This is a genomic window from Ruegeria sp. BI11 (assembly GCF_056538005.1).
The window spans coordinates 1-1,233 of record NZ_JBQFSM010000058.1 but is presented as its reverse complement, the minus strand read 5'-3'; the positions used below and the strand labels follow the sequence as shown (position 1 = coordinate 1,233).

Below are 1,233 nucleotides of genomic sequence, written 5' to 3'. Positions count from 1 at the left end.
CTGAATTAGTTTCGATGTGATCTGACACCGCCCCCAATTTTTCAAATTGGATTGGGGGCGGTGGTTCCCTTGAAGGGAAATGGTTGTTCGTTTTGATGGTGGTGCCAACCAAATCATCGAAACGAGGAAACCACGATGTTGAATACTACCGACAAGATCATCAAACACAAAACCGGCCTGCTGAATCTGGCCGAGGAACTGGGCAATGTCTCAAAAGCCTGTCAGGTGATGGGCTACAGCCGGGACACGTTCTACCGCTACAAGTCGGCAGTCGAAGACGGCGGCGTGGAAGCGCTGTTCGAACGCACCCGGCGCAAACCCAATTTGGCAAACCGGGTTGACGACGCGACCGAGCAGGCTGTGATCAAATCCGCCACCGACTTCCCGGCCTATGGCCAAGCCCGCACCTCGAACGAGTTGCGCAAGCAAGGTGTCTTTGTCTCACCCTCGGGTGTCCGGTCGATCTGGCTGCGGCACGATCTGGCCAACTTCAAAGCCCGGCTGAAAGCCCTGGAAGCCAAGGTCGCCGAAGAGGGTTGCATCCTGACCGAAGCGCAGGTGCAAGCGCTGGAAAAGAAGAAGCTCGACGATGAAGCCTGCGGCGAGGTGGAAACAGCCCATCCCGGCTATCTGGGCTCACAGGACACCTTCTATGTCGGCACGCTCAAGGGTGTTGGGCGGGTCTATCAGCAGACTTACGTGGACACCTATTGCAAGGTGGCGCATGCTAAGCTCTACACCACCAAGACACCGATCACTGCTGCCGATCTGCTCAACGACCGGGTGCTGCCATTCCATGACGAGCATGACCTGCCGGTGCTGCGGATCATGACAGATCGCGGGACGGAATATTGCGGGCGCGTCGACAAACACGATTTCCAGCTGTTCTTAGCGATCAATGACATCGACCACACCAAGACCAAGGTCAAATCGCCCCAGACCAACGGCATCTGCGAGCGCTTCCACAAGACGGTGTTGCAGGAGTTCTACCAGGTCGCGTTCCGCAAGAAGCTCTATGACAGCATCGAAGCATTGCAAGCCGATCTGGGTGAATGGCTGCACCACTACAACCACGAGCGCACTCATCAGGGTAAAATGTGTTGCGGCAGAACGCCGTTCCAGACCATGATCGAGGGTAAAGAGATCTGGAAGGAAAAGTTCCTGAACCAAACTTGACCTGACAGACGCCGCCAGAAAACGGCCAACTGTCAGATCACATCTGAACCACTACAC

1 protein-coding gene is annotated in these 1,233 nt (G+C 55.7%); it reads left to right on the top strand.

Going from position 1 to position 1,233, the window contains the following annotated elements:
* Positions 1-135 precede the first annotated feature (135 nt).
* Positions 136-1,176, top strand: coding sequence for an IS481 family transposase (locus ACR0DT_RS25060; RefSeq protein WP_480713348.1), 1,041 nt, complete (start codon positions 136-138; stop codon positions 1,174-1,176).
* The last annotated feature ends 57 nt before the right edge of the window (positions 1,177-1,233 follow it).

What these genes read in the sequence shown, in the direction of transcription:
- ACR0DT_RS25060 (WP_480713348.1), top strand. Translation starts at nt 136, where the DNA reads ATGTTGAATACTACCGACAAGATCATCAAACACAAAACCGGCCTGCTG.